The following is a 26,632-nucleotide window of genomic DNA, read 5'->3' as shown; positions in this document are numbered from 1 at the left end:
AGTATTTGCCACTATCGTTGATCAGGCCGAAGCTGTCGCCACGAATACCGGACCCACGTGCGCGGCCGGAGCCGCCACGCCGAACGCCGCCACTCCGCCACAGTCGTTATGCAGGCCGTGGTGGGTCGGCAGGACGCCCCCAGGGGCGATACGAGTGGTGGATCGGACGCCGAACCCGCTGGGTAACCGGATCGATCTCCGTAATCACCCACGCCCAGTGGCGTTTTTGATGGTTGATGAACTGGCTCAGGCTATCGACCTGGTCGTCGTGTCGCCCGTGCGGGAAGGCGCGTAGCTCCTTGCGGAGCTCGTCCAGCCATGGTGCCTCAACCGGCAGAAGGATGTTCCCTGCCTCGATCTCGCCGAAGCAACCGGTGAAACGCGACATCTTGTCAATTGCGACCTTGCACAGCTTCGGCATGAACTCACCGGACAGCCTTATGTCCTGCGCGACGGATTTGCCTGCACCGGCGTCTTCGATGAGCACCCGGTCGGGCTTCCACTGCCGCCAGAGCCGGATCATCGCGTTGCGTAGGTCCGGGAAGTCGAGCCGCTGGCGGTAGACGTCGAGGAGGTACCATTTTTCGGTCCGGAATCCCCAGGTCGTACAAACGGAAAAGTCGCTGGTGGGAGCCGCGCTCATGCCGGTGTCCCAGCTCTGGATGACCTTCGTGAAGGCGTTGCGAGCCGGGGCCTCGTCATACGTCCTGAACCACTCCATCCTGATCGCATTGCCTTCTGGCGCAACCGGATCCTGCTGATATTGCGCCGAGAAGACGGCCGGCCCGAGTTCACGCCGGATGCGATCGAGTAAAGCGCGATCCTCGCGGGCCGGGTTGAGCAGATCGCCAACCGCGCGTCGGTGGACGCGCCCCGGCCCGATCGGGACCTCTTCCTCGCGTTCCGCAATCGCGGGCAGGTTGAGGTGACGGTAGCCGCGCTCGAGCAGCATCGCGGGCAGATCGTCTTCGTGAAGGCGCTGCTGGATCGACAGGATGCGCCCAGTTTGCTTGTCGTTGAGGCGCGTGAATAGGGTATTGCCGAACCAACCCTTGACCTCCTCGCGGCTGGTGACGCTCTTCACGTCGTCGGCCTTCATGCAGTCGTCGACGATGATGAGGTCGGCACCGAAACCGGTAACCGAACCGCCGACCGAGACGCCCTTGCGCATGCCCCCACGCGTGGTGACGACTTCAAGCGCGCGATTGCCACCATCAGCGATCCGCGTGTTCGGAAAGAGACGCTGATACCATGCAGACTCCAACAGGGTCCGACATTGGACGGCATGCTGCCGGGAGAGCTCCTGGCTGTAGCTTGCGACCATGATCTTCAACGTCGGGTCACGCCCTAGCGCCCATGCGACAAACGCAACGGAGGCAGTGACCGACTTCAGGTGGCGGGGCGGCACCGTGATTACGAGCCGCCGCTCCTCCCCGCGTTCGACTTGCTCGAGCGCGTAGCACATGGATTGAATGTACCAGCCGCACTGCAATGGCCGTTCGCCCGGATGCAGTGTCTCGAACGCCTTGACGAGGAAGAGACTGAGGCGCTGGCGGCGTGCGGCCGCCAGCGCTTTGTACTCCAGCGGTGTCATGACGCACCTGCCTCTCCTGTCGCCACATCCCCAAGCAGGATGTCACGCAGCAGCGCGAGGCTTGCTAGGTCAGCGTCGGTGATGTCCTGCACCGCTTCAGCTTCAGTCACCCCCGAACCCGTTGACGGGGACGCTTGTGCGTTCGCATAATGCCGCAGCATCTGGTCGATGGCGCGGGCATTGCCCTTGCCGGCGAGTTCCATGAGCTTGCGCAACAGCACCTCGACGCGCGAGACATAACGGCGGCCTTCCGGCGTGTTCACCGCGATCCGCTCGTCGAGCAGCTCCAGCACCAGCGTGTTGAGGTTCTTCGACCCTTTCTTGCGCCCCTTCGGATTACCCGATTGCCCTTTCTGGAAACGGGTGTGCACCGGCGGCTTGCCGTAGCCCACTTCATAGTCCGGCTTCTCCGGCACTGGCGGGGGCGCGGGCACTGGCTGGGGCACGGGACGCGGGCGTGGCCGGGCTGGCGGTAGGTTCTCATGCGGTGACATGGTCCACCTCCTCCCGATCGAGGCCGGCCTCATTCGCTTGCGCGTCGTTCTGGAGGAGGCGTTCGGCGGCCACCTCGGTCCACGTCCGGCCATCGCCGTCGAGCGTGGCGGCTTTCCCAGTCATTTGCTGCCAACGCGTGATGGCAACATCGATGTAGCGCGGTTCGATCTCGGTGCCGTGGCCTACCCGGCCGGTACGCTCCGCAGCGAGCAGTGTCGTGCCCGATCCCATGAAGGCATCAAGAACGATGTCGCCCTGGTGGGTGACGTCTCGAATTGCGTCCGCGACCAGCGCGATTGGTTTTACCGTCGGGTGATCGGCGAGGTCCTGCATACGGCTGGCGCCGAAGCTGTTCACTCCGGCATAGTCCCAGACGTTGGTGCGATAGCGGCCGTGCTTGCCGAGTTCGACGTTGTTGATGTGCGGCGCGGGGCCCTTTTTCGCGATCGCGATAAGCTCGTGCTTGGACCGATACAGCGACCCCATTCCGCCGTTGGTCTTGTTCCAGCAGCACAGGTTCAGCATCGACAAGGCGTTGTTGTCGATGGCGGCGAGAAGTTCGCGCAGGTGGCGCCAGTCCATGCACAAATCGACGACACCGCCGTCGACGACGTGCGGCAGCATCGCGGCGAGGAACTGGGTGAGAAATGCGGTGAACTCGTCGCGGCTCATCTCGCCTGATGCCTGGGCGAACTCGGCGTGCTGTACCTTGCCAAGACCACTGACATGGCCGGTGATCGGTACATTGTAGGGCGGGTCGGTAAAGATCATCGCAGCTGTTCCGCCGTTCAGCAGCCGGTCCCACGACGAGGCCTCGAGTGCCGACCCACACAGCAGACGGTGCCGCCCGAGCAACCAGAGGTCTCCGGGTTTCGCGACGGCATTGATCGGCGGGCTGGGCTGTTGATCTGCGGGATCCGCGGCCAGTTTGGCATCGGGCTCCGCCTGCGAGAACAAGCTGTCCATCTCTGCTGACGACCAGCCCATGCTCTCGACCTGGATCTCATCGAGCGCGATGATCTCCTCGAGTTCGACGATCAGTGCGTCCATGTCCCAGGTGGCAAGTTCAGGCAGGCGATTATCCGCAAGGCGATACGCCTTCACCTGTGCTGGCGAGAGGTGATCGGCAGAGATCGTCGGGATCTCGTCAAGGCCAACGCGCTTTGCCGCTTCGACGCGGGCGTGACCGGCGATGATCTCACCATCCACCGCGACAAGAACGGGTGCGTTGAAGCCGAACTGCCGGATGGAGGCTTCAAGCGCCACCAGTTGGCGTTCCGGGTGTTTGCGTGCGTTACGCTTGTAGGCGACGAGATCGGCAGGGCGACGGTAGGTGATGGGCCCGAGGCGCGCGAACAGCATCTCACTGTCCGTCGAACGGGCGCGGGTTTTCGGTTGCGACATGGCGCGGCTCCTTCTGACGTCTGCCAGGCAAGAGGGCGCACCTCCTCAAGCGCTAGTTGCAGCGACCGAGGACCAGCGACTCACCTCCAGGCAAGACCGTTATCGATGTGCGGTGATGCCGCTGACGTGATGTCGCGGACTGCTCCGAGGCCGAGTGGCCTGGCCGGGAAGTGGGTCTGACGATTTAGGTTGACAAGATGGGAAAGGGCATTTTCCCATGAAGGCGTGCGTTCGACCTTGCGCCTCGCTGCTTACCGCAAACGCCAAGGCCCAATTCCCTGCAACGCAGCTTAGGGAAAAGCGACGCCAATTGCCCGTAGATCTGCGGTTTGCCGGTTTCGTCTCCGGGCCCTTGCGTGCTGATCCGCGCCTTTTCCCTGTAGAAGGCCGCTTCTCGGGAAAATTCGGCCGCGGAAATGGCAAACGGTACTGCCGCCTCGCGCGGCGGAGAAAACAGGGAATTGATCGGCCTAGAACCGTAAGAGAGAAACTCTCCGCGCTAAGGTTCTACAGGGAAATGACGCGGAACTGCGCCGCATTCCGCGGGCCGCTTCGCAACGAGCGAGCGTCAGTAGACTAGGTGGCGGAGCGGGAGGGATTCGAACCCTCGATACGCTTTTGACGTATACTCACTTTCCAGGCGAGCGCCTTCGACCACTCGGCCACCGCTCCGCATGTCCTGGAAGGGCGCGCGTAGCCGGTCCGCCCTCCGGCTGCAAGTGATTGCGTGATTGCCGCGCCTGGGCCAGTCTTGCGATCATGTTCAGCCTGCTCCTCCTCGCCGCCGCGGCGCCGCTCCAGGCGGCACCCGCCACCCCCGCCACCCCCGCCGACCCGGTCGAGGCCGATTGGCGCGCGGTGCCCGACGACGAGCTGCTGGTGATGACGCTCGCCTCGGGCAAGCAGGTCGTCATCCGGCTCGCCGCCGCCTTCGCGCCAGCGCATGTCGGCAACATCCGCGCGCTCGCCCGGGCGCGCTGGTGGGACGGGACCAGCGTCTACCGGGTGCAGGAGAATTGGGTGACGCAATGGGGCGATGCCACCGAGAAGAAGCCGCTGCCCGCCGGCATCACCGATCGCCCCGCCGCCGAGTTCGAGATCGCCGCCTTCCAGCCCGCCGTCCGCATGGCGAAGGCGGACAGCTATTCCACCGCAAGCGGCATCACCGCCGACGGCTGGCCGGTCGCCACCAACGGGCGGCAGGCGTGGCTGACCCATTGCTACGGCATGGTCGGCGTCGCGCGCGATGCGCTGCCGAGCACCGGCTCGGGCGCCGAGCTGTTCACCCCGATCGGCCAGTCGGCGCGCCGGCTTGACCGAAACTATACCGTGGTCGGGCGGATCGTGGAGGGGATGGGCTATCTGTCGGGCCTGCCGCGCAGCGACACGCCGATGGGCTTCTATGCGACCGCGGCGGAGCGGCTGCCGATCACCTCGGTCCGGCTGGCGAGCGACCTGCCGGCGAGCGAGCGGCCGCACTTCCAATATCGCAGCGCCGACAATCCGCGGTTCGCCGCGGCGGTCGCCAAGCGCGAGACCCCCGATGCGCCGACGGTGAGTCTGGACGGCGCGGCGGTGTGCGACGTGCTGCCGGCGGTGCGGCGCACGCCGCGCTAGGCTGGGTCGACCTTCCAAGCTTTGGAGAGAGCCGCCCGCCGGGGGGGCGGGATTGGTCGCCCCCGGCGATCCAAGCATGTGCCGGGGGTATGTGCGACCCTGCACTGCGGCGCGGTGAAGCCGTGAAGGAGAGGAAACACAACGGGGGATGCCGCTTACCTCCCCCTCCGTCATGCCTTCGGCATGCCACCTCCCCCTGGCGGGGGAGGAATTGGACTGGATGTTGCCCGGCTTATCGGGGCGGGGCGTCCGACAGAGGACGCGAGGCGTGGGGGGGCGGAGCTGTCGTCTGTGGCGCGTCGCTGCGCTGAGGGATGACAGGGCAGCCCGGCGCACAGCCTCTCCCCCGCCTCCGTGTGCATCGTCCCTTCCAGCTACGCCGGTGGCTTCACCGAACCGGCATCCAAGGCTAGCCCCCCGCCGATCAGTTCGTGGCGACCCAGGCGGCGACCTCGACCGCGACCTGGTTGGCCGCCTGGCTGATCGCCGAGCCCGCATTGGCGGCGTCGATCGCAGAGACCGGCACGCGCGCCTCGAAGCGGCGCTTCTCCACCGTCTCCTTGCCGGCACGGGTCAGCGCGCCGTCATAGGTCACGACCGCCTCGCGCGTCGACGCGTCGAGGCCGAAGCGGCGCAGGTCGCCGGCCAGCGTCGCGCTGGGGTCGCCGATCGACTGGACGGTCGACAGCACCACCATGTTGCTGCGCGCCGACACGGTGTCGGCGAGCAGCCGTGCGAACAGCCGCGCCGGCGGCTCGGCCCATTGCGCGTCCTTGACGTAGGCGATGGTCGTCGGCGTCGCCTGTACCGGCACGCGCCCGCCCGCGATCGCGGTCGGGGTCGCCGGCACCTGGATGGTGATCGAGCGCGCCTTCGCCGAATTTTGGTCGGCGCCGACCGCCGGTGCCGAGGTGGCGTCGAGCGTCAGCAACGAGGGCGGCGGCTTGGCGCCGAAGCTGATGCAGCCGGCGAGCGGCAGCGCCGCGGCGAGGAGGAGAAGCTTGGTCTTCATGATCTCACTTGCCCTTGTAATCGGGGAGCTTCTGCTGACCGATCAGCGAGCTGGCGCCGCCCTGATCGACCTTGTCGGCGATCGACGACAGCGCCGTCGCGGTGACGCGCAGGTCGCGGACCAGCCGGTTCGCCTCCGGCACGGTCTGTTTGGAGAAGGTCTGCAACCCCGGTCGCGCATCCTGGATCGCCGCATTGAGCGTCTCGGCGCTCTTCTGCGCCGAGGCGATCGCGGTGTTGAGGTTCTGCATCGTCGGCTTGACGTCGTCCGCCAGCACGCCGTTGGTCGTGTCGGCGAGCTTGCCGATCGACTGGGCGGCATCGCCCGCCTGCTGGATCGCGATGCGGGTCTGCGCCAGCGTCGCCGCGATCTCCGGCCCGCGATCGGCCAGCGCACCGGTGAGGCGGTTGGTATTGTCGAGGATGCCGGCGATCGACGCCTGGTTGCGGTCGGTGAGCAGCCCGGTCAGCCGCTCGGTCAGTGTCGACAGCCGCTCGAGCAGCTGCGGCGCGGAGTTGAGGATCGCGCCGATGCCGCCCTGCTTGGTCGGGATGACCGGCACGCCATAGGGGCATTGCGTCGCGTCGGGCTGTTCGGGGCAGACGATCGGCGGCGCGCCCTTGCGCGCGCCGTCGAGCGCGACGGTGCTGGTGCCGGTGAAGCTGCCCTGGATCGTCGCGGTGGTGCCCTGCAGGATCGGCGTTTCCTCGTTCACCGTGACGCGGACGCGGACGAACTGCGGATCGGGCTTCCACAGGCTGATCTCCTTGACCTGCCCGGTCGGCACGCCCGAATAGGTGACCGTCGACCCCTTCGCCAGGCCGTCGACCGACTGTTTGAAGAAGATGTCGTATTCGCGCTCGGTGGCGCCGCCCAGGCGGGCGATCCAGATCGTGAAGATCGCCAGCGCGGCGAGCAGGATCAGCACCACCGCGCCGACGATCACATGGTTGGAACGGGTTTCCATCAGTCGGTCCCTACGTCGGATCGGGCCGGGGCGGCCGGTTCGGTGGCGGCGGCGGTCGGGCTCGCCGCGATCTGTTGCGTCTTCACTTCGGTGGGATGCTGCGCCGCATCGGTCTGCGCCTCCTGCGTCGCGATCGCGGCGCGGCCGCGCGGGCCCTTGAAATATTCCTCGATCCACGGATGGTCGAGCGCGAGCAGTTCGTCGATCGTGCCCACCGCGATCACCTTCTTGTCGGCGAGCACCGCGACGCGGTCGCAGATCGCATAGAGCGTGTCGAGGTCGTGGGTGATCAGGAAGACGGTCAGGCCCAGCGTCTTCTGCAACGACTTGGTCAGCCCGTCGAACGCCGCGGCGCCGATCGGGTCGAGCCCCGCGGTCGGCTCGTCGAGGAACAGCAATTCGGGGTCGAGCGCGAGCGCGCGGGCGAGGCCGGCGCGCTTCTTCATGCCGCCCGACAGTTCGGAGGGATATTTGGGGCCGGCATCGGGCGACAGGCCGGTCATCACCACCTTGTAGGCGGCGATCTCCGCCATCAGCGCCGGGCTCATCTCGCCGTAGAACTCCCGCAGCGGCACCTGCACGTTCTCGGCGACGGTCAGCGTCGAGAACAGCGCGCCGCCCTGGAACAGCACGCCCCAGCGCTTGCGGATATTGGTTGCCTCGGTTTCCTCCCGACCGATCGTCGGCTCGCCGAAGACGGTGATCTCGCCCTCGACCGGCGTCTGCAGGCCGATGATCGAGCGCATCAGCACCGACTTGCCGGTGCCCGACCCGCCGACCACGCCGAGGATCTCGCCACGGCGCACGTCGAGGTCGAGATTGTCGTGGACGACCGCCTCGCCGAACGCGTTCTTGAGGCCGCGCACCTGGATGATCGGCGCGTCGTCATGCGGCTCGCGGACCGGCATCAGTTCCACCCCACCCAGGTGAAGAACACCGCGAAAAAGGCGTCGAGCACGATGACGAGGAAGATCGCCTGCACCACCGCCGAGGTCGTGCGAAGGCCGACCTGTTCGGCGTCCGATTCGACCAGCATGCCCTGGAAACAGCCGGCAATGGCGATGATCGCGCCGAACACCGGCGCCTTGATCAGGCCGATGTAGAGGTCGGTGATCGGCACGACCTCGCGGATGCGCTGGATGAAGGTGACCGGCGGGATGTCGAGCGACACCCAGGCGAGCAGGCCGCCGCCGATGATCGCGATCAGCGACGAATAGAAGCCGAGCAACGGCATCAGCAGCACCGCGGCGATCGTCCGCGGCAGCACCAGCGCCTCCATCGGCGAGACGCCGATGGTGCGCATCGCGTCGATCTCTTCGGTCAGCTTCATCGTGCCAAGCTGCGCGGCGAAGGCCGAGCCGGAGCGGCCGGCGACCATGATCGCCGTCATAAGTACACCAAGTTCACGCAAAGTGAGCCGGCCGACCAGGTTAATGGTAAATACTTCTGCCCCAAATTGCCGGAGCTGGACCGCGCCCTGCTGGGCGATGACGATGCCGATCAGGAAGCTCATCAGCCCCACGATGGCGAGCGCCTGGACGCCGACCACCTCAAACCGGTGGACCGTCGCGTTGAAGCGGAAGCGGCTGGGATGGCGCACGATATTGACGAAGGCGATCGTCGTCGCGCCCATGAAGCCGAGCAGGCCGTAGAGCGTGCGCAGCGTGATGACGACGGCATCGCCGATCTCGGCGAGCATCGTTCCGAATGCATTGCGCGACCGCGGCGGCAGCGCGACCGGGCGGTCGGCGGCGACGACCTGATCGAGCAGATAACGGCCGTCCTCGTCCAGCCCCTCGATCGCCGCGTCGTGGCGGGTGGCGAGTCGGTGGACGACCCAGGCGCCGACGGTGTCGATCCGGCCGATGCCGCTGAGGTCGATCCGCTGCACCGGGCCGCTGATCGCGTCGAGCCGGTCGGGCAGCTTGCCGAGCGTGCGCAACAGCAGATCACCGGAAAAGCGAAGGGTTCCGCCGCTGTCCTGCTCGAATTCGGCTGAGGCGCTCATCGGCTCTGCTTGTGAGCCAAGTTCCGATCCACGGCAAGGCGTTTATCATACGAGACGGTTGGGTTGACCGGACAGCGCCGGTTCACAACAGCACGTCGACGGCGTGGATGGCGAGGCCGACGAGACCGCCGACCAGCGTCCCGTTGATGCGGATATATTGCAGGTCGCGGCCGACCGCATTCTCCAGGCGGCTGGTGATCGTGCGCGCATCCCAGCCGCGCACCGTCTCCGACACCAGCCGGACGATGCCGTCGCCATAATCCGCGGCGATCCCGACCACCGCCCGCCGGACGAAGCGGTTGATCGTATGCGACAGTCGCGGGTCCTGCGTCAGCGTCTGGCCGAGCTGGCGCAGCATGTCGCCGAGCTGGCCCTGCATCGCGCCTTCCGGATCGCGCGCGATGCGCAGCAGGCCGGCACGCGCCGATTCCCACAAACCGTCGAGCCAGCGCTGCATCGCCGGATTGGCGATCAGCTCGACCTTCATCGCCTCGACACGCGCGCGGGTGGCGGGATCGAATTGCAGGTCCCAGGCGAGGCGGTCGAGCCCCTCCTCCGCCTTGAGCCGCAGCGGATGCTGCGGATCGTCGGCCATGTCGGCGACCAGCTTGTCGAGGCCAGCGATCAACTTGTCGGCGACCGTCTCGTCCAGCCCGGTCCAGCGCAGGATCGAACCGGCGCGCTCATGGACCATCTGGCGGATAAGATGCTCGTTGGCGGACAGCGCCTTCGCGCCCCAGCGGATCGCGCCGTCGAGCAGCGGCGCATGGCGCTGGTCGGCGATCGCGGCCTGCATCACCCGGCCGAGGATCGGCGCGACCTCGGTCTCGCGCAGCCGCGCGGCGATCCCCGCCTTGACCATGCCGCCGAGCCGCTGCGGATCGAGCCCTTCGAGCACCTGCGCGACGAGCCGCGACGCACCCTGCCGGAAGCGGCCCCCTGCCCCCTCGGGCGGATCGGTCAGCCAGCGCGCGATCGCGGTGGCGACATCGACGCGGCGCATGCGCCGGCCGATCACCGCGGGCTGGAGGAAGTTGGTGCGCAGGAATTGCGCGAGCGTGTCGCCGATCCGGTCCTTGTTGCGCGGGATGATCGCGGTGTGCGGGATCGGCAGTCCGAGCGGATGGCGGAACAGCGCGGTGACCGCGAACCAGTCGGCGAGGCCGCCGACCATCGCCGCCTCGCTGAACGCCTGGACGAAGCCCCAGCCGGGATGCGTCGCGACGAGATGGCGGCTGACCAGGAACAGCGCCGCCATGGCGATCAGCAGGCCGACGGCGATGCGCCGCATCCGGACCAGCGCGGGCGGAGCCGCCTCGTTGGCGCTGACGCGGGAGATAGATGTCATGCGCGAAACAATCCCCGAGCGCCGGGGAAGTTCAAGTGGGTGGCATGATGGCCACAGCTAAATGGCTTTGATCCGACAAAAACGGACTGACGCCGAAGTGCAACATTACGACAATGGCCCTGTCATATCTGATTCCTAGGGGCGGCACGACGTCACGCGGTGCGCCTTTCAGGTCGGCACGGTGCGACGGGCACGACCGAAGGTCGGCCATCCACATCGAAGGGGGATTACCCAATGACATCGTTTTCGTGCGCCGCGCGCGCGCGCCTGCTGGCGTGCGCCGCCGTCGGCCTGTTCCACTGCAGCGCCCCCGCCTGGGCGGCGGCGAACGGCCCGCGTGACCCGGCCGAGCCGCAGAGCGATCCCAGCGACATCATCGTCAGCGGCGAACGCATCGCGACCGCGCACAAGGCGCAATCGCCCGCGGTGGTCGATACCGTGGTCTACGACGATCTCGAGACGATCTCGGCAGACGGCAACGTCGCCGAGCAATTGCGGCTGCTGCCGGGCATCAGCACGATCGACGAAGGCGATGCGCCGCGCTTCATCACGATCCGCGGCATCTCGCCCGACCTCAACCAGACGACGATCGACGGCATCACCCTCGCCTCGATCGGCAACGACGGCGAAGGCTCGCGCTCGGTCAATCTGCAGATCATCCCGTCCGAGCTGACGCAGCGGATGGACGTCTACAAGACCTTCACCGCCGAACAGGACGGTGCGGCGATCGGCGGCATCGTCGATATCGTGACGCGCAGCGCGTTCGACCTCGGCCGTTACACGCATCTCGACGTCTATCCGACCTATCAGTCGTTCGGCGGGCCGGACGGCAAGAACACGATCGGCGGCAGCGCCAAACATTGGGGCGGCGGGGCGAAGGGCGTGTTCGCCGACCGGTTCGGCGCGGACGGCCAGTTCAACATCGTGCTGACCGCGCGCTACCAGAACCGCACGCGCAACTCGTCGAAATGGTGGCAGCCGGCCAAGACCTTCTTCGACACGCGCGGCCGTCCTCTGGCGGGACCCGAGGGGCCGGACTGGGACGGCCGCGCCGTGCCCGGCGACCACAGTTATGGCAGCTATACCAACCGGCTGCAGACCGCGGGCAGCAGCGCCAAGCTGGAATGGCGCGCGCCGGACGGGCTGCGCGCCTCGCTGGTCGGGTTCGGTTATCGTCTGTGGGAATCCTCGACGATGAACAAGAACGACTTCTACACGCGCGCGACCATCATCGGCACGACGCCGAACGGCGGCCGCTCGCAGGTCAACAGCATCTATTCGCGCTTCCGCTACGATACCTGGGACAAGAAGACCTATGGCGGCATCGGCGGGCTCGACTGGAGCGATGGCCATTCGACCCTGTCGGTGCGCGGCGGCTTCACCCAGGCGCTGTACGACAACACCCAGCCCTATGTCGGCGTGCGCACCTATCCGGCGCGGATGTTCCTCGACTGGGAGAACGGCTCGCCGGAGACGGACGACATCCCGCGGGTGGTGGGGCTCAGCGATCCGTCGCTGATCGCCAAGTCGACCTACAAGCTCAGCACCGGCAACATCACCCGCCGCTCGGCGCGCGAGGACCTGACCGACATCCGCATCGACTATGGCTGGAACGCCAAGCCCGAGGATCGCGGCTTCGGCGTCGTGACCGGCGTCGAGTTCCGCAAGCTGGACCTGCGCCGCGACCTCGATGTCGATACCTACAAGCTCGGCCGGACGATGAACGACTATCTCGTCGATTCGGGTTACGTGCCGGTTGGCGCGACCACGACCTTCCCGTGGATCGACTATCAGCGCGCGCGCGGCACCTTATGGTCGAAGCTCACGCTCGACACCGTGCAGACCGCCTATCAGGCCCGCGCCAGCGACTATCGCTATGCCGAGCGGCTGTGGACGCCCTATCTGTCGCTGCACTACCAGACCGGGACGACGCAGCTGGTCGCCGGCGTCCGCTATGACGACATCGGCTTCAATGCCTATCAGCCGGTGATCCGCAGCGGCGTGGTGGTGCCGGGGATCACCCGCTCACCGGGCGGCTACAGCTATCTGCTGCCCTCGTTCAACGCGATGCACGACCTCGGCGAGGGCGCCAAGCTGCGCTTCTCCTACAGCCGCACGCTCGGCCGGCCGACGCCGGGCGACATCGCCCAGCCGCGTACGCTGACCTGCGGCGACACCGACGAGGAGAGCGGCGGCCCGGAATGTTCGATCCGCCAGGGCAATCCCGACCTGCGCCCGCGCCGCTCCGACAATCTCGACGTGGGCGCCGAATATTATTTCGGCAGCCATGGCGTGCTCGGCTTCGCCGCCTTCGCCAAGTGGATCAAGGACGACATCTACGTCCTGCGCTCGCTCCAGCAGATCGACGGCACGCTCTATGCGGTGCGCCAGCCGATGAACGCGGAGGGATCGCGGCTGTTCGGCGCCGAATTCCAGATCGCCCAGCGCGACGTCGATCTTCTCGGGCGCAAGTTCGACCCCTTCTTCAACGTCACCTTGCTCGACGGGCGGATGCGGGTCGCCGGCGAAACCATGACGCGGACGGTCGACCGGCTGATGTACCAGCCCGTCGTCACGCTGGCCGGCGGCGCCACCGCGCGGCTGCCGGAGATCAAGGGCGCGTTCCGGGCCACCGTCACCCACCGGAGCGGCACGCTCAGCGCGATCGGCGCCACCCCGAGCGAGGATACCGGCCGCGCGCCCCTGACCGTCGTCAACGCCGCGCTGTGGCACCGCGTGCTGCCGCACGTGACCTTCAAATACGAACTGAACAACGTCTTCGACGACCAGCCGAAGTTCACCACCGGCAACCGGCTGCAATATGTCAACGAGATCGACAATTACGGCCGTGTCGCCTTCTTCCACATCGTCATCAACTGAGCGCAGGACCGTTTCGCCATGACCATCATCGACCGGCGCCATCTGCTCGCCGCCTTTCCCGCGCTGTGGATGGCGGCGCAGGCCGGCGCGATCCCCGCCCGCCCGCGCAACCTGATCGACGCGCCCGGCTTCCTCGCCGATCCCTTCTCGCTCGGCGTCGCCGCGGGCGATCCCGATGCGGACGGGTTCGTGCTGTGGACGCGGCTCGCGCCCGAGCCGCAGGCGCCGGATGGCGGCATGGTCGCCGCGCCGGTGGTGGTCCGCTGGGAGGTCGCGCGCGACCCGGCCTTCCGCCAGATCGTGCGCAACGGCGAGGCGATCGCCCATCCCGAACTGGCGCATTCGGTGCACGTCGAGGTGACCGGCCTCGAACCGGCACGGCCCTATTGGTACCGTTTCACCTGCGGCGGGCGGCGCAGCGGCATCGGCCGCGGCGCGACGCTGCCGCTGGCGCAGGCGCGGCTCGACCGGTTGCGCTTCGCGGTGGCGGGCTGCCAGCATTATGAGGAGGGGCTCTACACCGCCTGGCGCAAGATCGCGGCGGAGCCGATCGACTTCGTCTTCCATTACGGCGACTATATCTACGAAGGCGCCGACCGCGGGCCGCAGCCGCGCAAGATCGGCGGCAAGGTGATGACGCCGATCCGTCGCCATGGCCCGGTCGAGATCCAGTCGATCACCGACTATCGCCAGCGCTACGCGCTCTACAAATCCGATGCCGATCTGCAGGCGGCGCATGCCGCCGCGCCGTGGTTCGTCAGCTTCGACGATCACGAGGTCGACAACAATTGGGCGGGCGACCACGATCAGGACGGCACCCCGCCCGAGCTGTTCCTGATGCGCCGCGCGATGGCGATGCAGGCCTATTACGAACATATGCCGCTGCGTCGCCGCTCGATGCCGGTGTCAGGACAGATGCGGATGTACCGCGAGGCGCGCTTCGGCGACCTGATGCAGGGCTTCTTCCTCGACACCCGGCAATATCGTTCGGATCAGGCCTATAACGATACCGACGCGGTGCAGGGGCCGGACGTCTATTCGCCCGAGCGCACGATGCTGGGCGACGCGCAGGAGGCGTGGCTGTTCGACGGCCTGACCCGTTCGACCGCGCGCTGGAACCTGATCGCGCAGCAGGTGCGGCTGATGAACATGCATTACACCAAGCCGGGCCGCGAGACGCCGGTCGCGTCGATGGACCAGTGGAGCGGCTATATGCACAGCCAGCGCCGCCTGCTCAGCCATATCGCCGATCATTGCCCGGGCAATGTCATGACGGTGAGCGGCGATGCGCATCGCCATTATGCCGGCGACCTGGTCCACGACCAGCGCGGGACGGTGGTGTCGGGCGAGTTCCTCGCCACCTCGATCACCTCGGGCGCGGACGGGGTCGGCGAGGACGACGACTTCACCCGCTCGGCGCGCGCGCATACGCCCGAGCTCAAGGCGATGACGGACCGCCGCGGCTACGTGCTGTGCGACGTGACCCGCGACGCGTTCCGCGGCGAGCTCAAGGTGCTCGATACCGTCGCGGTCCCCGACGGGACGCTGTCGACGCACGCCGTGCTGGTCGCGGAGCGCGGCAAGCCCGGCCTGCACCTCGCCTGACGCAAGCCGCAGCCGGCGGATCACTCCGCCGGCTGTGTGCCCGGATCGTCGCGGCCGATACGTCCGGGAACCGGGCCGATGCTCGGCTGGTCGGGTCCGGCGATGCCGACCACCGTGCTGCCGTCGTCGCCGGGGCGATAGGTGAGCAGGCGGCGGCCGAGGCGCGGACCGACATAGCGTTCGATGCCGACCGCAAGGCTGAACGCCGCGGGCACGATCACCAGCGTCAGCAGCGTCGACAGGATCAGGCCGCCGATCACGACGATGCCCATCGGTGCGCGCCACGATCCGTCGCTGCCGATCGACGCGGCGGTCGGCACCATGCCGGCGACCATCGCGACGGTGGTCATCACGATCGGCTGCGCACGCTTGTGGCCGGCGTCGATGATCGCGGTGAGCGTGTCGACGCCCTTGTTCATCTCCTCCAGCGCGAAGTCGATCAGCAGGATCGAATTCTTGGCGACGATGCCGAGCAGCATCAGGAGGCCGATGAACACCGGCAGCGACAGCGGATTGCCCGTCGCCCACAAAGCGATCAGCCCGCCCAATGGCGCGAGCAAGAGCGACGCCATGTTGACGAACGGCGGCAGCGCGCGGCGGTAGAGCAGCACCAGCACCGCGAAGACGAGGAAGGTGCCCGCGATCACCGCGACGACGAAGTTGTTGAGCATCTCCTGCTGCCATTTCGCCTGACCCAGCGTCAGCTTGTTCACGCCGAGCGGCAGGTTCTTCATGATCGGCAGATTGTCGATCTGCTTCTGCGCGGTGCCGGAAACGACGCCCGGCGCGAGATCGGCGCCGACGGCGATGCGACGCTGCTGGTTGACGCGGTCGATCTGCGTCGGGCCGGAGCCGAGGCTGATGTCGGCGATCAGCGACAGCGGCACCGAGCCGCCGCTCGCGGTGGAGACGGGCAAGTTCTGGATCGTCGACAATTCGGTGCGCGCGCCCTGATCGAGTGCGACGCGGATCGGCACCTGGCGATCCGACAGCGAGAAACGCGCCGAATTCTGATCGATATCGCCGAGCGTCGCGATGCGGATCGCACTGGACAAGGCTTGCGTCGTCACGCCGAGATTGGCGGCGAGATCGAAGCGCGGCTTGATCACGATCTCGGGCCGCTGAAGATTGCCGGAGATGCGCGGCTGGGTCAGCATCGGCAACGTCGCCATCTGATCGACCAGCGTGTTCGCGGTCTTCTGGAGCAGCGCCGGATCGTCGCCGCCAAGCACGACGGTCATGTCGCGGCCCGACGAACCCCAGCCGAACTGCGAGCGGAAGCCGACGCGCGCATCGGCGATCTTGGCGAGTTCGGGCGCAAGGTTGCGCTCGAATTCGGTGCTGGTGACGGTGCGATCTTCCTTCAGCGTCGCCGTGACACGGCCGGTGTTGACCGCGCCGTTCGAGCCGGTGCGGGTATAGACCGAGGCGACCTCGGGCTGGCGGCGGAGCAGCTCGCCGACCCGCGTCACCACCTCGTCGGTCTGGGCGAGCGTCGCACCCGGCACCATCTCGATCGTCGCGGTCGAATTGTCGCTGTTCTCGGCGGGCGAGAATTGCATCGGCACCGCGCCGAACATCAAAATCGTCGCGACGAAGCTGAGCAGGCCGAAGCCCATCACCCACATGCGATGATCGCGCCAACGGCTCGTGAAGCGGTGGAAGCCGCCACGCGCCGCGCTTGCCTTCTGCCGCGTGCTGTCGAGCGTCCAGCGCAGGACGGCCATATAGACGTCCATGAGCTTGCCCTCGCCATGGCTGGCATGGCCGAAGCTCTTGAGGAAATAGGCGGCGATCATCGGCGTGATGAGGCGCGCGACGGCAAGGCTCATCAGAACCGAGACGACGACGGTCAGGCCGAAGTTCTGGAAATACTGACCCGAGATGCCCGGCATCAGGCTGACCGGCATGAAGACGGCGACGATCGACATGGTGGTGGCGAGCACCGCGAGGCCGATCTCGTCGGCGGCGTCGATCGACGCCTGATAGGCCGATTTGCCCATGCGCATGTGGCGGACGATATTCTCGATCTCGACGATCGCATCGTCGACGAGCACGCCGGCGACGAGGCTGAGCCCGAGCAACGTCATCTGGTTGAGGTTGAAGCCGAGCAGCTCCATGAACCAGAAGGTCGGAATCGCCGACAGCGGGATCGCCAGCGCCGAGATCAGCGTCGCGCGCCAGTCGCGCAGGAACAGCAGCACGACGAGCACCGCGAGCACCGCGCCCTCGATCATCGCGTGGATCGCCGATTCGTACTGCGCCTCGGTATATTTGACGCTGTTCGAGCGCAGGATGAAGTGGACGTTCGGGTTGCGCTTCTCGAGATCCGCGAGCTTCTTGACCGCCTCGTTGAAGACGCTGACGTCGGAGGCACCCTTGGCGCGCTGGAAGTCGAAGCTGATCGCCTGGCGGCCGTCGACCGCGGCGCGGCTGCGCTGTTCGGCATAGAGGTCGCGCACCGTCGCGATATCGCCGAGGCGGATGGTGCGGCCGTTGCCGACGTTGATCTGCGTCTGCGCGAGGTCGTTGGCGTTCTTGGCATTGCCGAGCACGCGCACCGATTGCTCCGACCCGGCAATCTCGGCGCGGCCGCCGGCGGCGTTGAGGTTGATCTGGCGGAGCTGCGCGTTGACCTGGCTGGCGGTCAGGCCCTGGCTTTGCAGGCGCAGCGGATCGAGGATGACGCGGATCTCGCGGCTGACGCCGCCGTTGCGGTTGACCGCGGCCATGCCGGGCACCGACAGCAATTCCTTGGTCACCGTATTGTCGATGTACCAGCTCAATTGCTCGACGGTCATGTCGCTGGCGATCGCCGAGTAACTGGCGAGATCGTTGTCGGTGGTGTCGGCGCGGAAGATCTGCGGCTCGAGGATGCCCTCGGGCAGGTTGCTGCGGATCTGCGCGATCTTGTCGCGCGTGTCGTTGACCGCGCGGTCGATCGGCGTGCCGATCGCGAGCTGGACGACGGTGGTCGACTGGCCCTCGGTGACGGTCGAGGTGATCTCGTCGATGCCCTGGAGCGAGCGGACCGCGGATTCGACGCGGTTGGTGACCTGGTTCTCGAGCTCGGTCGGCGCCGCGCCGGGCTGGCTGATGACGACGATGACGACGGGGAAGTCGATGTCGGGATCGTTGTTGACGTCCATCCGCATGAAGCTGACGATCCCCGCCAGCGTCAGTGCGATGAACAGCACGATCGGCGGAACCGGATTGCGGATCGCCCAGGCGGAGATGTTGCGGAAGCTCATGTCAGCTTGCCTTTGGCTGGGCGGTCACGACGACCGGTTTCACCTTCTGGCCGGGTGCCAGGAACCCGCCCGCCGAGCGGACGACGCGTTCGGTGCCGTCGAGGCCGGAGATCACCGTCACGCCGGCGTCGGAGACCTGGCCGATCTTGATATTGCGGCGCTCGACCTTGTCGTCCTTGCCGACGATATACACGAAGCTGCCCTTGTCGTCGCTTTGCAGCGCGGCGTCGGGCAGCAGCGGCGCGACCGCGGCACCGCCGACGATCGTCGCCGAGGCGAAGCCGCCCGGGCGGAGCGCGGGATCGTAGCGCAGCGCGATCCGGGCGATGCCCTGGCGGGTGTTGGGATCGATGATCGGCGAGACCTGCCACACTTCGCCGGCGAAGCGGCGGTCGCTGCCGACCGGGGTCACTTCGGCGCGCGCGCCGGGACGCAGGCTGGCGAGATCGGCCTCGGCGAGCTGCGCGCGCATTTCGATCTGGCCGCCCTGCGCCATGCGGAACAGCACGCCGGTGCCCGAGCTGACGATCTGGCCGGGTTCGGCCTGGCGGGTGAGGACGAGGCCGGCGGCGGGTGCGCGGATGTCGAGCCGCCCGTTGCGGGCATTCGCCTCGCGCAGGCTCGCGGCGGCGACCTGCACGCGCGCGGCGGCGGCGTCGCGGGTCGCGGCCTTGCGCTGCAGATCCGCCTTGGAGATGAAGCCGCGGTCGACGAGCTGTTGCGCGCGATCGAGCTCGGCCTGCGCGATCGTCTGGTCGGAGCGGGCGACGGCGACCTGCGCGGCGAGCGAGGCGGCGGTCTGCGTCTGTACCGACCGGTCGACGGTGGCGAGCACCTGTCCGGCGTTGACCCACTGGCCGGGCTCGACGAGGACACGGGTGATCATCCCGCCCTCGCCGGCGACGCCGACCGGCATCTCGCGGCGCGCGGCGAGCGTGCCGGTGGCGGTGATCGTGCGGTCGACGGTCTTGCGGCCGGGCACGACGACGGTGACGGTCGGCATCTGCTCGGTCTTCTGGCCGGCGGCGGGATCGGCCTTCTTGCGGCCGAACATCGCCCAGGTGACGAGCGCGAGCAGCAGCACGATGACCAGGATGACGACGATCTTGCGGCCACGGCGCGACGGTGCGGGTTCACCCGGCAAGGCCAGCTGTTCCTCGTGACCGATCGAACCCTGATAATCGTTCATGCCTGTCCCATCCCCGTGCCGGCCACTTCCGGGCCATCGTCCGTCACGACTGTGTTATCTGAATATAGCACCGCGCTCAAGCCCCCGCTGGCGCGATGGTCGCGTCATGCCCGAAAGTCACAGTGTCCGCAACACGATCACCCGTTCAGCTAAGGTTGACCTCGATCAGGGCAAATGCTGGGCGTAGCGTTCACCGACACGGGAGAGACTAAGTGAAATATCTGTCCGCAATGGTACTAATGATCGCACCTGCGTCGGCATTTGCGCAGAGCGCGCCGACCACGGTGGAACCGTTGGTGCCCGCACAGGGGACCATCCTCGACGTCAGCGCGGAAGGGCGCACGACGCGGGTGCCCGATCTCGCGACGATCCGTGCCGGCGTGGTGTCGCAGGCGCCCACCGCCGCCGCCGCGCTCGCCGACAATGCGCAGCGCATGCAGCGCGTGCTCGCCGCGGTGAAGCGCGCCGGCATCGCGCCGCGCGATCTCGCCACCTCGAACGTCGGGCTCAGCCCGCAATATCGCTACACCGATGGTCAGCCGCCGGCGATCACCGGCTATCAGGCGACCAACACGGTCACCATCCGCTTCCGCGACGTGACCAGGGCCGGGAGCGTGCTCGATGCGCTGGTCGCACAGGGGGCCAACCAGATCGACGGTCCCAATCTGTCGATCGACAAGCCTGAGGCCGCGCTGGACGAGGCGCGCGCCGACGCGGTCAAGCGCGCGCGGGCGCGGGCGGACCTCTATGCGGCGGCGGCGGGGCTGAAGGTGGCGCGGGTGATCTCGATCGCCGAGGCCGGGCAGGATAGCGGCGGGCCGGGGCCGCAGCCGATGTTCGCCGCCCGCGCGATGAAGGCGGATGCCGCGGGCACCGAGATCGCCGCGGGCGAGAAGGACGTCACCGTCACGCTGTCGGTGCGATTCCTGCTGCAATGACGCGAAAAGGGCCGCCCGGTCGCCCGGACGGCCCTTCCATTTCGCGTGACGAAGCGAACTGCTTAGCGAACGCTACCGCGACGAACCAGGTTCACGATCGCGAGCAGGATCACCGCACCGAGCAGCGACACCAGGAACGACGTGATGTTCAGCGGCTGGTTGTTGATCGAACCACCCGACAGGATCAGGCCGCCGATGAACGCGCCGACGATACCGACGACGATGTTCAGGAAGATGCCCTGCTGCGCATCAGTGCGCATGATGATGCTGGCGAGCCAGCCGATGACGCCGCCGATGATAAGCCAAAGAATGATACCCATAGGTCCCTCCGTTTCGCCCGCCATGGGCTCCGCTCGGAAAGACGCCCAACCCCGTAACAATGTTCCGCACGCGTTTCGTTTTTCGCGGCCTAGGGACGTTGGAACATTCAATATTTCTGCTGGCGTTCGTACAAGGATTTGTAGTGCTGGATGCGCGTGACGCGCAATCCGGGCATGCCCGAACGATCGATCGCGCGTTGCCAGCTGGCGAATTCCTCAACCGTCAGGCCATAGCGCGTGCAGACCTCGTCGACGGTCAGCAAACCGCCGTTGACCGCCGCGACCACTTCCGCCTTGCGCCGCACGACCCAGCGCGTCGTCGACGGCGGCGGCAGCGAATCCAGCGTGAGCGACTCGCCGAGCGGGCCTATCACTTTGGCGGGGCGGATTTTTTGGTTCTCGATCATCACTCAACCTCGATCGGGGCTGGGGGCCCCCTCTCAAACGCGATACTGAACCCTAGCGAACGGTCTTGAAGAACGCCTTGCACGCCAAGGTTAACAACGAATTCATCCTTCTCGTGGCGGGATTCCGTCCCTCCACTGGGCGAGCAACGCGGCGGTCGGACCGTTGAACGCGCCGTCCAGCGGCTGCAGCAAGCGGGACGGATGGCCGATCCGGCCGAACCGCGCCTGCGCGACGGCGGTGGGAGACGCCGTCTGCCGCGCGGCGATTCCGACCATGAGCACCGCCAGATCGCCGGGAAGCTTGGTGACTTCCGTATTTCTGTCGAAGCCTGGAAAGCTGAGGTCCAACGCTGATCCACTCGTATTGCCTTTGCGAACCTCCCTTGTAGCGGCGAGCAATGAAGGCGGGGTAAAGCAACTGTCACTTTTGTATGAACCTATGTGAGGCCATGTTAACCGGCGCTGTTTTGCGGTTTGGCGCCGGAACGGCTAGGATGACCGCTATGGACGATGTGGATTTCCAGCTCGGCGACGGACTTACCGGCAAGCGGATCGTCGTGGCGATGTCCGGCGGCGTCGACAGTTCGGTGGTGGCCGCGCTGGCGGCGCAGACCGGCGCCGAAACGATCGGCGTGACGCTGCAGCTTTATGATCACGGTGAGGCGACCGGGCGCGCGGGCAGCTGCTGCGCGGGCCGCGACATCCGCGACGCGCGCGCGGTGTGCGACCGGCTCGGCATCGCGCATTACGTGTTCGATCACGAGACGCGGTTTCGCGAAACGGTGGTGGATACCTTCGCCGACGCCTATCTTGCGGGACAGACGCCGATCCCTTGCGTGCAGTGCAACACCGGGCCGAAGTTCACCGACCTGCTCAGCCTGTCGCGCGACCTCGGCGCCGATTGCCTGGCGACCGGCCATTATGTCCGTCGCGTGATCGGCCCGGCGGGGGCGGAATTGCATCGCGGCGCCGATCCGGCGCGCGACCAGAGCTATTTCCTGTTCGCGACGACCCAGGCGCAGCTCGATTATCTGCGCTTTCCTCTTGGTGCGCTACCCAAGGCACGGGTGCGCGAAATCGCCGCCGAATTGGGGCTTGGCGTCGCTGCCAAGCCGGACAGCCAGGACATATGCTTCGTGCCGGACGGCGATTACGCCGCGCTGGTGCGCAAGCTGCGCCCCGAGGCGGATACCGCGGGCGATATCGTCGATCTCGCCGGGCGGCGGCTCGGCCGCCATCGCGGCATCATCCACTTCACCGTCGGCCAGCGCCGCGGGCTGGAGATCGGCGGCACGCCCGAGCCGCTGTACGTCGTGCGCGTCGATGCGGCGACGCGGCAGGTCGTGGTCGGCCCGCGCGCCGCGCTGGCGGTGGCGGCGGCTGAGGTCACCGGCCTCAACTGGATCGGCGGCGATCATGCCGGCCCGATCACCGCCAAGGTGCGCTCGATGGCCAAGCCGGTCGCGGCGCGGCTCGATGGCGACCGGCTGCGCTTCGACGCGCCCGAATATGGCGTCGCACCGGGGCAGGCGGCCGTCCTCTATGCAGGCGAGCGGGTGCTGGGCGGCGGCTGGATCGCGGCGACCGAGCCGGCGCTGGCGATACAGGCGGCGGCGGCGTGACCGTCTCGATCGAGGCGCTGCGACTGGAGATGGAGGCGGCCGCCGCCGCACTCGATTTCGAGACGGCGGGCAAGCTGCGCGACCGGATCAGCCTGTTGCGCGCCGGCGGTGCGGACGTCGATACCGCCGGGCTGGAGCGGCAGCGGCCGGGTGCGATGGGACTGGGCACCAGCCAGTCGCGCGTCGCGCCGCCCGAGGGCTGGGTGAAGCCGGCGAAACCCGATCCGATGACCAAGCGGCGAGGGCGGTAGCGCGGAGGGGAGCGTTGGGGGGCACCCTCCCCTCACCCCGAGCGCGTGACGCCTCCCCGATCATCATCCCGGCGAACGCCGGCACCCATGGTTGCGGGCGGCTGATGAAAGGCACTGCCATCCGCGACATCGTGTCCATGGGTCCCGGCATGCGCCGGGATGACACGTCGGAAAGCATTCACGGCAGCAGGAACGTCCCCTCGATCACCGTGACGCTATGGCCGCCGAGCACCACGCGGTCGCCCTCCAGCCGGCAGGACAAGGCGCCGCCACGCGCGCTCGCCTGGAAGGCGCTGAACCGGTCAATTCCCAGTTTCTCCGCCCAATAGGGTACGATCACCGCATGCGCGGAGCCGGTCACCGGGTCCTCGTCGACGCCCGAGCCGGGGGCGAACATGCGGCTGACCACCGCAGCGGTCTCGCCCCGTGCGGTGACGATCGCCTGATGGTCGCCGGTCGCGGCGAGCGCGCGCAGGTCGGGGCGGACGGCGCGAACCGCGGCTTCCGACTCCAGCACGATCACGCCATAGCCGCCTTCGCGCCACAGCGTCTCGACGACGCCGGTGACGCCGAGCGCCTCCACCACCTCCGGCAGCGGCCTGGGTTCGGGCTTCCACGCCGGCAGCGCCAGCGCATAGCCGCTGCCCTCGCGCGTCACGGTCAGTACGCCCGCGCGGCGGGTGCGGAAGCGGACCTGCGTCAGGTCGCCATCCGACGACAGCACGAAATGGCCGCTCGCCAGCGTCGCATGGCCGCACAGCGCAACCTCCGCCGCCGGGGTGAACCAGCGCAGCTCGAAATCCGTCGCGCCGCTCGCGTCGGGCACCAGGAAGGCGGTTTCCGACAGGTTGTTCTCCGCGGCGATCGCCAGCAGCACGTCGTCGGCCAGCCAAGCCGACAGCGGCATCACCGCCGCCGGATTGCCGGCGAAGGGCGCGTCGGCGAAGGCGTCGATCTGCGCGAAGGGTATTCTCATGACCAGAACCTCATGATGATGGCGCGGGTTACAGGCGCTTGCCGAACCAGTGCGGGGTGACGTCCGCCTCGACCAGCGGATTGTCGGTATCGACATGGCCTTCGGGGTCGAGATGGATCAGCACCTCGACCTTGGGGAAGGTGCGCCGCAGCGTGCGTTCGACCGATTCGACGATATCGTGCGCGGCGCCGACGGTGAGGTCGCGATCGACCTCCATGTGGAATTGCGCGAAATCGTGGCTCCCCGAACGCCGGGTGCGGAAATCGTGGATGCCCTTCAGCCCCGGCTGACGCGCAGCGACATCGAGGAAGGCGGCGCGCTCGTCGTCGGGCCATTCCTTGTCCATCAACTGGTCGATCGCGTTGGACGATGCCTGGAACGCGCCCCATGCCAGCCACAGCGCGATCGCGATGCCGAGGATCGGATCGGCCTTGTGCCAGCCGAGATACTGGTCGAGCACCAGAGCGACGATCACCGAGCCGTTGAGCAGCACGTCGGACTGGTAATGGACATTGTCCGCCATGATCGCGACCGATCCGGTCTGGCGGATGATCTGGCGCTGGTACCAGAGCAGCACCACCGTCGCGAGGATCGCGATGATCGACACGCCGATGCCGAATTCGGCGTCGGCGGTCGGGCCGTTCTCGGTCAGGGCCGCGATCGCGCGCCAGGCGATGCCCGCCGCCGAAGCGGTGATCAGCGCGACCTGGAACAGCGCCGCCAGCGCCTCCGCCTTGCCGTGGCCGAAGCGATGGTCGTGGTCGGCCGGCGTCGCGGCGAGGCGGACGCCGTACAGCGTGACGAGGCTGGCGAGCAGGTCGAGCGCGGTATCGGCGAGGCTGCCCAGCATCGCGACCGAGCCGGTATGCCAGGCGGCGAACCCCTTCAGGGCGAGCAGGAAGCACGCCATCGCCACGCTGGCGAGCGCGGCGCGCGTCGCCAGGGGCAGCATGCGGCGCTGTTCGTCGCGGGTCATGGGAACAGCAACCCTTCGCGCCAGCCGTCGCCGTCGCGGGTGAACAGCCGGCGCTCATGCAGGCGATGGGCACGATCCTGCCAGAATTCGATCGCATGCGGGGTGACGCGATAGCCGCCCCAATGCGGCGGCCGCGGCACGTCGCGTCCTTCGAACCGTGCCTTGACGGCCGCGAACCGCGCCTCGAACGTCTCGCGCGAGTCGAGCGGGCGCGACTGGTCGGAAGCCCAGGCGCCGAGCTGGGAATCCCGGCCGCGGCTGGCGAAATAGGCGTCGGATTCGGCGTCGCTGGCGAGGCTTACCGCGCCTTCGATGCGGATCTGGCGGCGCAGCGACTTCCAGTGGAACAGCAGCGCGGCCTTGGGCACCGCGGCGAGATCGGCGGCCTTGCGACCCTCGCGATTGGTATAGAAGACGAAGCCGTCGGGGCCATGCCCCTTGAGCAGCACCATGCGCACCGACGGCTGCCCCGCGGCATCGACGGTGGCGAGTGCCATCGCATTGGAATCGTTTATCTCGCTATCGCGCGCCTCGGCGTACCAGGAGTCGAACAGCGCAAAGGGGTCGTCAGCCATCCCCGGCCCTTAGCGCATGTTGGCCCCGCGGGAAATGCGGCCCCCAGTGTCTGTCCGCCCGCGAAAAGGATGGGGCGGGGATCAGGTTCTTTCAAAAGCTTGACGGTCGATCCCGCCTCGCCGGGCTCCCGCACGTCCTCCCGCCGGCCAGTGCGGCGCCCCCGTCGCCTTGGTGGAAGCGGCGTTGATGGGAGCGGAACGACTCCCGCGCCCGGGGATTGAATCGCATCCGCAACGGAAAGACCCATTCATGCCTGCACGCGCCTATTGGCAAGGACAGATCCGGCTCGCCCTGGTGTCGATCCCGGTCGAAATCTATTCGGCGACGAAAAGCGGCGCCTCGGTCGCGTTCAAGCAGATCCACGAGCCCACCGGCCAGCCGATCCATTACGAGAAGATCGTCACCGGCGTCGGCCCGGTCGACACCGACGAGATCATGAAGGGCTATGAGGTGTCGAAGGGCGAGTTCGTGCTGTTGGAGCAGGACGAGATCGACGCGGTGAAGCTCGAATCGAAGAAGACGCTGGAGCTGACGCAGTTCGTCGATGCGAGCGAGATCGACGTGCTCTATTATGAAAAGCCCTACTTCGTCGTGCCCGCGGACGACCTTGCCGAGGAGGCGTTCATCGTGCTGCGCGAGGCGCTGCGCCGGACCAAGAAGGTCGGCCTGGGGCAGCTGGCGATGCGCGGACGCGAATATGTCGTCAGCCTGAAGCCGTGCGGGCGCGGGCTGGTGCTGGAAACGCTGCGCTATGCCGACGAGGTCAACAAGGCGCAGAGCTATTTCCGTGAGATCCCGGAGGGCAAGCCCGACCCCGAGCTGCTCGACCTCGCCGAAGCGCTGATCGACAAGAAGACCGCGACCTTCGATCCCCAGGAATTCCACGATCGCTATGTCGACGCGCTGAAGGACTTGGTCGAGCGCAAGCGCAAGGCGAAGGGCGCCAAGGTCGTCGAGGAGAAAGACGACGGCGGCAAGTCGGCGAGCAATGTCGTCGACCTGATGGCGGCGCTGAAGAAGTCGATGGAGAAATCGGGCGCGGCGAAGGAGGAGACGAAGGCGCCTGCGAAGAAGGCACCGGCCAAGAAGGCGCCGGCGAAGAAGCGCGCATGAGCCGATCCTCGCGACCGTCACCCCGGGCTTGTTCCGGAGTCCACCCCGCGGCGAGGAGAAAGGCCGGGGTGACGGATAGGGCG

The 26,632-nt window shown here is 67.3% G+C and carries 23 protein-coding genes and 1 tRNA gene; 7 read left to right on the top strand and 17 right to left on the bottom strand.

Annotation, left to right across the window (positions count from 1 at the left end; genetic code table 11):
* Nucleotides 1-106 precede the first annotated feature (106 nt).
* From terL to HD841_RS17205, 4 genes are all read right to left on the bottom strand, one after another.
* Entirely contained in the window at nucleotides 107-1,594 is a 1,488-nt protein-coding gene (terL, locus tag HD841_RS17220) for a phage terminase large subunit (protein ID WP_179510122.1), read from the bottom strand.
* Nucleotides 1,591-1,986 (bottom strand): DUF5681 domain-containing protein, encoded by a 396-nt coding sequence (locus HD841_RS17215; RefSeq protein ID WP_179510121.1) that lies wholly within the window; start codon nucleotides 1,984-1,986, stop codon nucleotides 1,591-1,593. Before HD841_RS17215 ends, terL begins: the two co-directional genes overlap by 4 nt.
* Before the next feature lie 88 nt (nucleotides 1,987-2,074).
* A complete protein-coding gene (locus HD841_RS17210) occupies nucleotides 2,075-3,493 on the bottom strand; it encodes a site-specific DNA-methyltransferase (protein WP_257015706.1) in 1,419 nt (472 codons plus the stop codon).
* Between the two features lie 581 nt (nucleotides 3,494-4,074).
* Nucleotides 4,075-4,165, bottom strand: a tRNA-Ser gene (locus HD841_RS17205).
* An 87-nt stretch (nucleotides 4,166-4,252) separates the two neighbouring features.
* Here HD841_RS17205 and HD841_RS17200 point away from each other — a divergent pair.
* On the top strand, nucleotides 4,253-5,110 hold the full coding sequence (locus HD841_RS17200) for a peptidylprolyl isomerase (RefSeq protein ID WP_179510120.1): 858 nt from the start codon (nucleotides 4,253-4,255) through the stop codon (nucleotides 5,108-5,110).
* Between the two features lie 424 nt (nucleotides 5,111-5,534).
* On the opposite strand, the gene HD841_RS17195 is transcribed toward HD841_RS17200, so the two are convergent.
* From HD841_RS17195 to HD841_RS17175, 5 genes are all read right to left on the bottom strand, one after another.
* The gene (locus HD841_RS17195; protein WP_179510119.1) at nucleotides 5,535-6,122 is read right to left on the bottom strand and encodes an ABC-type transport auxiliary lipoprotein family protein; all 588 of its coding nucleotides are present in this window, start codon (nucleotides 6,120-6,122) and stop codon (nucleotides 5,535-5,537) included.
* A 4-nt stretch (nucleotides 6,123-6,126) separates the two neighbouring features.
* Nucleotides 6,127-7,089: an MlaD family protein gene (locus HD841_RS17190; protein WP_179510118.1), complete on the bottom strand. Its 963-nt coding sequence runs from the start codon at nucleotides 7,087-7,089 to the stop codon at nucleotides 6,127-6,129.
* The gene (locus HD841_RS17185; protein WP_179510117.1) at nucleotides 7,089-7,997 is read right to left on the bottom strand and encodes an ABC transporter ATP-binding protein; all 909 of its coding nucleotides are present in this window, start codon (nucleotides 7,995-7,997) and stop codon (nucleotides 7,089-7,091) included. Before HD841_RS17185 ends, HD841_RS17190 begins: the two co-directional genes overlap by 1 nt.
* Nucleotides 7,997-9,097 carry an ABC transporter permease gene (locus HD841_RS17180; protein WP_179510116.1) on the bottom strand — a complete coding sequence of 367 codons (1,101 nt, stop codon included), beginning with the start codon at nucleotides 9,095-9,097 and terminating at the stop codon, nucleotides 7,997-7,999. The genes HD841_RS17185 and HD841_RS17180 overlap by 1 nt, the downstream gene beginning before the upstream one ends.
* Nucleotides 9,098-9,179: 82 nt before the next feature.
* Nucleotides 9,180-10,445 carry a DUF445 domain-containing protein gene (locus tag HD841_RS17175; protein ID WP_257015703.1) on the bottom strand — a complete coding sequence of 422 codons (1,266 nt, stop codon included), beginning with the start codon at nucleotides 10,443-10,445 and terminating at the stop codon, nucleotides 9,180-9,182.
* A 234-nt stretch (nucleotides 10,446-10,679) separates the two neighbouring features.
* Between HD841_RS17175 and HD841_RS17170 the strand changes: the two genes are divergently transcribed.
* A complete protein-coding gene (locus HD841_RS17170; protein WP_179510115.1) occupies nucleotides 10,680-13,325 on the top strand; it encodes a TonB-dependent receptor in 2,646 nt (881 codons plus the stop codon).
* 18 nt (nucleotides 13,326-13,343) lie between these two features.
* Nucleotides 13,344-14,930, top strand: coding sequence for an alkaline phosphatase D family protein (locus HD841_RS17165; RefSeq protein WP_179510114.1), 1,587 nt, complete (start codon nucleotides 13,344-13,346; stop codon nucleotides 14,928-14,930).
* Between the two features lie 20 nt (nucleotides 14,931-14,950).
* On the opposite strand, the gene HD841_RS17160 is transcribed toward HD841_RS17165, so the two are convergent.
* Entirely contained in the window at nucleotides 14,951-18,181 is a 3,231-nt protein-coding gene (locus HD841_RS17160) for an efflux RND transporter permease subunit (RefSeq protein WP_179510113.1), read from the bottom strand.
* Nucleotide 18,182: 1 nt separating this feature from the next.
* Nucleotides 18,183-19,370 (bottom strand): efflux RND transporter periplasmic adaptor subunit, encoded by a 1,188-nt coding sequence (locus HD841_RS17155; RefSeq protein ID WP_179510112.1) that lies wholly within the window; start codon nucleotides 19,368-19,370, stop codon nucleotides 18,183-18,185.
* 230 nt (nucleotides 19,371-19,600) lie between these two features.
* Here HD841_RS17155 and HD841_RS17150 point away from each other — a divergent pair, with 230 nt between their 5' ends.
* On the top strand, nucleotides 19,601-20,308 hold the full coding sequence (locus HD841_RS17150) for an SIMPL domain-containing protein (RefSeq protein ID WP_179510182.1): 708 nt from the start codon (nucleotides 19,601-19,603) through the stop codon (nucleotides 20,306-20,308).
* A gap of 62 nt (nucleotides 20,309-20,370) precedes the next feature.
* Here HD841_RS17150 and HD841_RS17145 read toward each other — a convergent pair whose 3' ends face one another.
* The 3 genes from HD841_RS17145 to HD841_RS17135 all read right to left on the bottom strand — a co-directional run bounded on the left by HD841_RS17145 (nucleotide 20,371) and on the right by HD841_RS17135 (nucleotide 21,383).
* Nucleotides 20,371-20,628 carry a GlsB/YeaQ/YmgE family stress response membrane protein gene (locus HD841_RS17145; RefSeq protein ID WP_038665458.1) on the bottom strand — a complete coding sequence of 86 codons (258 nt, stop codon included), beginning with the start codon at nucleotides 20,626-20,628 and terminating at the stop codon, nucleotides 20,371-20,373.
* Between the two features lie 107 nt (nucleotides 20,629-20,735).
* Nucleotides 20,736-21,035, bottom strand: a complete 300-nt coding sequence (gene sciP / locus HD841_RS17140) for a CtrA inhibitor SciP (protein WP_179510111.1) — start codon at nucleotides 21,033-21,035, stop codon at nucleotides 20,736-20,738.
* 102 nt (nucleotides 21,036-21,137) lie between these two features.
* Complete coding sequence (locus HD841_RS17135) at nucleotides 21,138-21,383, bottom strand: hypothetical protein (protein ID WP_179510001.1); 246 nt, start codon at nucleotides 21,381-21,383, stop codon at nucleotides 21,138-21,140.
* 155 nt (nucleotides 21,384-21,538) lie between these two features.
* Here HD841_RS17135 and mnmA point away from each other — a divergent pair, with 155 nt between their 5' ends.
* Complete coding sequence (mnmA, locus tag HD841_RS17130; protein ID WP_179510110.1) at nucleotides 21,539-22,657, top strand: tRNA 2-thiouridine(34) synthase MnmA; 1,119 nt, start codon at nucleotides 21,539-21,541, stop codon at nucleotides 22,655-22,657.
* Nucleotides 22,654-22,908 carry a UvrB/UvrC motif-containing protein gene (locus HD841_RS17125; RefSeq protein ID WP_179510109.1) on the top strand — a complete coding sequence of 85 codons (255 nt, stop codon included), beginning with the start codon at nucleotides 22,654-22,656 and terminating at the stop codon, nucleotides 22,906-22,908. The genes mnmA and HD841_RS17125 overlap by 4 nt, the downstream gene beginning before the upstream one ends.
* Before the next feature lie 178 nt (nucleotides 22,909-23,086).
* Here HD841_RS17125 and HD841_RS17120 read toward each other — a convergent pair whose 3' ends face one another.
* From HD841_RS17120 to pdxH, 3 genes are read right to left on the bottom strand one after another with little or no spacing between them, the layout of a single operon-like run.
* A complete protein-coding gene (locus HD841_RS17120; RefSeq protein ID WP_179510108.1) occupies nucleotides 23,087-23,884 on the bottom strand; it encodes a PhzF family phenazine biosynthesis protein in 798 nt (265 codons plus the stop codon).
* A 28-nt stretch (nucleotides 23,885-23,912) separates the two neighbouring features.
* Nucleotides 23,913-24,860, bottom strand: a complete 948-nt coding sequence (locus tag HD841_RS17115; protein ID WP_179510107.1) for a cation diffusion facilitator family transporter — start codon at nucleotides 24,858-24,860, stop codon at nucleotides 23,913-23,915.
* Nucleotides 24,857-25,435 carry a pyridoxamine 5'-phosphate oxidase gene (pdxH, locus tag HD841_RS17110; protein ID WP_179510106.1) on the bottom strand — a complete coding sequence of 193 codons (579 nt, stop codon included), beginning with the start codon at nucleotides 25,433-25,435 and terminating at the stop codon, nucleotides 24,857-24,859. The genes HD841_RS17115 and pdxH overlap by 4 nt, the downstream gene beginning before the upstream one ends.
* A gap of 250 nt (nucleotides 25,436-25,685) precedes the next feature.
* Between pdxH and ku the strand changes: the two genes are divergently transcribed.
* Nucleotides 25,686-26,549, top strand: a complete 864-nt coding sequence (ku, locus tag HD841_RS17105; protein WP_179510105.1) for a non-homologous end joining protein Ku — start codon at nucleotides 25,686-25,688, stop codon at nucleotides 26,547-26,549.
* Nucleotides 26,550-26,632 lie beyond the last annotated feature (83 nt).

This window comes from Sphingomonas melonis, from assembly GCF_013409985.1.
Classification (GTDB): Bacteria; Pseudomonadota; Alphaproteobacteria; order Sphingomonadales; family Sphingomonadaceae; genus Sphingomonas; species Sphingomonas melonis_A.
Note: the sequence above shows the minus strand (reverse complement) of the source record. Positions and strands in the feature narration are given on the sequence as shown.

Bases quoted from the DNA above. Each gene is read 5' to 3' on its own strand.
- terL (WP_179510122.1), bottom strand. From the start codon at position 1,594: ATGACACCGCTGGAGTACAAAGCGCTGGCGGCCGCACGCCGCCAGCGC.
- HD841_RS17210 (WP_257015706.1), bottom strand. From the start codon at position 3,493: ATGTCGCAACCGAAAACCCGCGCCCGTTCGACGGACAGTGAGATGCTG.
- HD841_RS17200 (WP_179510120.1), top strand. From the start codon at position 4,253: ATGTTCAGCCTGCTCCTCCTCGCCGCCGCGGCGCCGCTCCAGGCGGCA.
- HD841_RS17195 (WP_179510119.1), bottom strand. From the start codon at position 6,122: ATGAAGACCAAGCTTCTCCTCCTCGCCGCGGCGCTGCCGCTCGCCGGC.
- HD841_RS17190 (WP_179510118.1), bottom strand. From the start codon at position 7,089: ATGGAAACCCGTTCCAACCATGTGATCGTCGGCGCGGTGGTGCTGATC.
- HD841_RS17185 (WP_179510117.1), bottom strand. From the start codon at position 7,997: ATGCCGGTCCGCGAGCCGCATGACGACGCGCCGATCATCCAGGTGCGC.
- HD841_RS17180 (WP_179510116.1), bottom strand. From the start codon at position 9,097: ATGAGCGCCTCAGCCGAATTCGAGCAGGACAGCGGCGGAACCCTTCGC.
- HD841_RS17175 (WP_257015703.1), bottom strand. From the start codon at position 10,445: ATGACATCTATCTCCCGCGTCAGCGCCAACGAGGCGGCTCCGCCCGCG.
- HD841_RS17170 (WP_179510115.1), top strand. From the start codon at position 10,680: ATGACATCGTTTTCGTGCGCCGCGCGCGCGCGCCTGCTGGCGTGCGCC.
- HD841_RS17165 (WP_179510114.1), top strand. From the start codon at position 13,344: ATGACCATCATCGACCGGCGCCATCTGCTCGCCGCCTTTCCCGCGCTG.
- HD841_RS17160 (WP_179510113.1), bottom strand. From the start codon at position 18,181: ATGAGCTTCCGCAACATCTCCGCCTGGGCGATCCGCAATCCGGTTCCG.
- HD841_RS17155 (WP_179510112.1), bottom strand. From the start codon at position 19,370: ATGAACGATTATCAGGGTTCGATCGGTCACGAGGAACAGCTGGCCTTG.
- HD841_RS17150 (WP_179510182.1), top strand. From the start codon at position 19,601: ATGGTACTAATGATCGCACCTGCGTCGGCATTTGCGCAGAGCGCGCCG.
- HD841_RS17145 (WP_038665458.1), bottom strand. From the start codon at position 20,628: ATGGGTATCATTCTTTGGCTTATCATCGGCGGCGTCATCGGCTGGCTC.
- sciP (WP_179510111.1), bottom strand. From the start codon at position 21,035: ATGATCGAGAACCAAAAAATCCGCCCCGCCAAAGTGATAGGCCCGCTC.
- mnmA (WP_179510110.1), top strand. From the start codon at position 21,539: ATGGACGATGTGGATTTCCAGCTCGGCGACGGACTTACCGGCAAGCGG.
- HD841_RS17120 (WP_179510108.1), bottom strand. From the start codon at position 23,884: ATGAGAATACCCTTCGCGCAGATCGACGCCTTCGCCGACGCGCCCTTC.
- HD841_RS17115 (WP_179510107.1), bottom strand. From the start codon at position 24,860: ATGACCCGCGACGAACAGCGCCGCATGCTGCCCCTGGCGACGCGCGCC.
- pdxH (WP_179510106.1), bottom strand. From the start codon at position 25,435: ATGGCTGACGACCCCTTTGCGCTGTTCGACTCCTGGTACGCCGAGGCG.
- ku (WP_179510105.1), top strand. From the start codon at position 25,686: ATGCCTGCACGCGCCTATTGGCAAGGACAGATCCGGCTCGCCCTGGTG.